The following is a 3,176-nucleotide window of genomic DNA, read 5'->3' as shown; positions in this document are numbered from 1 at the left end:
CTCGAGCGGATCACCGCTCTTGCTCAGCTCCGCGTAACGGTCCTGAAGATCGAACAGCCCAGCTTGACCGGCCATGTCCCGTCCTCCGTCACCCTCAAGCCAAGGGAATCACCAGAACGCCGGCAACGCTACGGTTTTTCGAGGTGTCCGACGGGGAACCCGGCAGCCCTCCGCTTTTTGAAAGGGATGGAGGTACCGGCCAGACTGGTCGGCCCCATTGTGAACGACGTCCGCACGCTCCCGGCAGATCAGGCCGCTGACAGCGTCCGGAACCGCTTCCGGCTTGACCTGACAGCAAGCGGAGCGTCCGATCCTCAACTCCTTGCCAACACGACGGACCGCAAGAGACGGCTGCCCGGCGGCGGGCTGCCCGCGGACAATCTTGCGGCTTGGCAGGCGCGCCTGGCCGCGGATGCCGTCGCGCCGCGCCCGTCTGTCGACCGTGACGGCCTGCGGCGGGCGTTGCCGGACGGTCTGGTGGAGCGCCTGGCGCGAACCACATACACCCAACAAGTCCGTCCGGGCGTTCCGGTGGAGGGCGACGGTGTGGGAAGTGATGCGGCCGGCGCGTCTGCGGGCCTCGCCGCAAACTTGCGGGACGGCCCCGTCGGCTCGCAGACCTATCCTGGTCGGCAATCGGCGGTGCTCGATCGATGCGATACTCTGTTCAGCAGTCTTCCCCAGACGTGCGGCGTTCAAGGTGGGCAACGTTGCGAGACATTTTCCCGCGCGCAGTTCGGCGAGGTCGCGAAGATCACCACGTCCGGCGGTGGCGTGTGTTCGGGGACGCTGATCGGTGAGCGTTGGGTGCTCTCGGCGGCCCACTGCATCACGCCGGATTCGCCTGCCGACAACGCCCGGAACGGGCGTGGCGCCTTGACCAGCAAAGGCGACCTCACGCTGACAACCGAGCAAGTCGGGCGGAGCTTCGCCGTGGATTTTCCACACGCCGCAAAGCTGACGCGCGATCGTCGCGACGTTGAATCCGTGATTGTCCATCGGAACTGGTCGAGAACCGCCAAGGTAGCCGCTGGTGGGCTGTTGCCGAGCGGCAGCGTGGCCGACTACGTGTACAGGGCTGATCTCGCGTTGATTCGTCTGACCAGGGAACACGCCGTCCCGCTGGAGGCCGCCCTTCCGGCCCTTATACCGAAGGAGGATTTTTCCGGTCTCGTGACGACGGCGGGTTACGGGTTCACCACCGTGGAAAACGGTGCGGCAGGGCAACTCTGGGTGACATGGCCGACCCCACCTGTGCTGTCCACCCACGGGCAGCTCGAACTGCTTTTCAGTGGCGGCGGGCTCGTAAGCACGTTTTGCCGCGGCGATTCGGGTGGTCCGGCGTTTGCCGGCCGACACCGTGGGTGCGCTGCCGAGACACGGTCGGCAAAAGTGGAGGCGCCACGCCCGCGTCCTCTGGTCGGCGTCACCAGCTATTATTACGGCCAGTCGAGCGACACGGTGGACGCACTCACCAGCGCTCATTACTGCATGAATGCGCCGGTGATGCGTTTCGTTAATGTCACAGCACCGGACTATCGCGGTTGGATTTGTGAGATGACCGGCAATGAGGCCGACAGTTGCCGGTGATTGTGAATCGGCATGGAACAAGGGGCTCTTCCAAGTTTCGTGCGACCAAGCAGAGTTGAGTGGGGCGGCGCTGAACAGCCGGAGGGAGGCGCAATCCCTTGCAGATCAGGGAACGCCATATGGAAGGAAACCTCCTTCACCATGGTTGCGCCCTTGAACATCTGTCTGTCGTCGATCGGCTTTCTGCCCGATCTCCAAGTTCTGGATCATATCGATCAGAGCTTCCATCGGATCACCGTGCGTGCGCAGCCGGAAGCTGCCTCGGTGTCCTGCACCGGCTGGGGCACGCCGTCGCGCCGCGTAATCCGGTTGAAAGCGGCCACTGGTTCCATGGGAAGGCGGCCGGGGCATTCCGGTTGAAGCCGACCACGGATTCCCGTCGAAGGCGTCCACCCGCACGGGCTCGGCTTGCTTCTGGAGATGTTCAGCCCTCGGTACTCTCGCGGTCCTTTTCAGGCAGCGACGAGGAAAGCGAGACGTCGGCGCAGCGAGTGTCCATGCGCAAGATCCGAGCGGTCCCCAGGCTCACATTCGCGTGCGGCCTGTCCAAGCGTCAGGTCGCGCCCATCGCCGGGGTCAGCGCCACCACCGTGCGCGAGTACGTCACCCGCGCCAGGCCGGCCGGCCAGGGATGGCCGTTGCCCAACGTTCCGGCCGACCAACGGCCGCAGCCGGATTGGGCCGCCTTGCACCGCGAGCTGCGGCGGCAGGGCGTCACCCTGCTGTTGCCACCCTGCTGTTGCCACCCTGCTGTTGCTCTGGGAGGAGTAGCGGGCCCAGCATCCCAACGGCTTCAGCTATTCCTGGTTCTGCGACTGCTATCGCGCCTGGGCGGGGCGGGTGTCGCCGACGCTGCGGCAGGTCCATCCCGCCGGCGAGCGGCTGTTCGTGGACCACGCCGGCCACAGCATCGACCTCCTCGGTCCCCGAACGGGAGCGGTCCACACCGCCCAGATCTTCATCGCCGTGCTGGGGGGCGTCGAACTACACCTTCGACACGGCGACGTTGAGCCAGGGGCTGCCCGACTGGCTTTGAGCCGGTGCCGCAGGCATCCAACGCAAAGCGCTGGCAGGCGAGAAGGGAAGGCGAGACTTGCGAGCCGCCCTCGCCGCCCACACCGCCGTCTTCTCCTTCTTCGGCGGCGTGCCGCGCCAGGAGGTCTGCGACAACCTCAAGGCCGGGGGAACACTTGGACGCCATCGACCGGAAGCGGTGGACGCCGTCGCGCCGGAACCACCGTGCGCAATCACCGGAATATGCATCGATCCGGTCGATGATGTATTCATGTATGTAATTATCTCTTAAGAAAATATTTGAATCGCGATTCGCGGTGAATAATGCATATGAATGCTCAAGACGCGAAAAATAGATTTCATTTTCTTTAATAAACCACAAACATTGTTTGCGTACTGTCATATACAGCGAATATTTACACATCGTCACTACCGGGAATGCAAAGGTAATAAAATTGCTCTATATATAAATCAGTCACTTGCCCGATACGCGGGAACAGCCTAGGCGATAAAGCCACATAAGGTTGAATCAATATGTTGATTGTCAGAGCAGCGCCGTTCCAGTAGGATTC

General features: G+C 63.0%; 3 protein-coding genes. 2 read left to right on the top strand and 1 reads right to left on the bottom strand.

The genetic code is table 11. The annotated features are described in order from the left end of the window. Both AC1DVI_RS32095 and AC1DVI_RS32090 read left to right on the top strand, forming a co-directional pair. Nucleotides 1-1,590, top strand: a 1,590-nt coding sequence (locus tag AC1DVI_RS32095) for a trypsin-like serine protease (RefSeq protein WP_476961426.1), incomplete at its 5' end; no start/stop codon positions are given. A 141-nt stretch (nt 1,591-1,731) separates the two neighbouring features. Continuing rightward, nucleotides 1,732-1,950, top strand: a complete 219-nt coding sequence (locus AC1DVI_RS32090) for a hypothetical protein (protein WP_476961425.1) — start codon at nt 1,732-1,734, stop codon at nt 1,948-1,950. Between the two features lie 598 nt (nt 1,951-2,548). Here the strand turns inward: AC1DVI_RS32090 and AC1DVI_RS32085 are convergent. Continuing rightward, nucleotides 2,549-3,028, bottom strand: coding sequence for a hypothetical protein (locus AC1DVI_RS32085; protein ID WP_476961424.1), 480 nt, complete (start codon nt 3,026-3,028; stop codon nt 2,549-2,551). Nucleotides 3,029-3,176 lie beyond the last annotated feature (148 nt).

It is taken from the genome of Azospirillum sp. P4_B5, from assembly GCF_056402275.1.
Note: the sequence above shows the minus strand (reverse complement) of the source record. Positions and strands in the feature narration are given on the sequence as shown.

What these genes read in the sequence shown, in the direction of transcription:
- AC1DVI_RS32090 (WP_476961425.1), top strand. Translation starts at nt 1,732, where the DNA reads ATGGTTGCGCCCTTGAACATCTGTCTGTCGTCGATCGGCTTTCTGCCC.
- AC1DVI_RS32085 (WP_476961424.1), bottom strand. Translation starts at nt 3,028, where the DNA reads ATGTGTAAATATTCGCTGTATATGACAGTACGCAAACAATGTTTGTGG.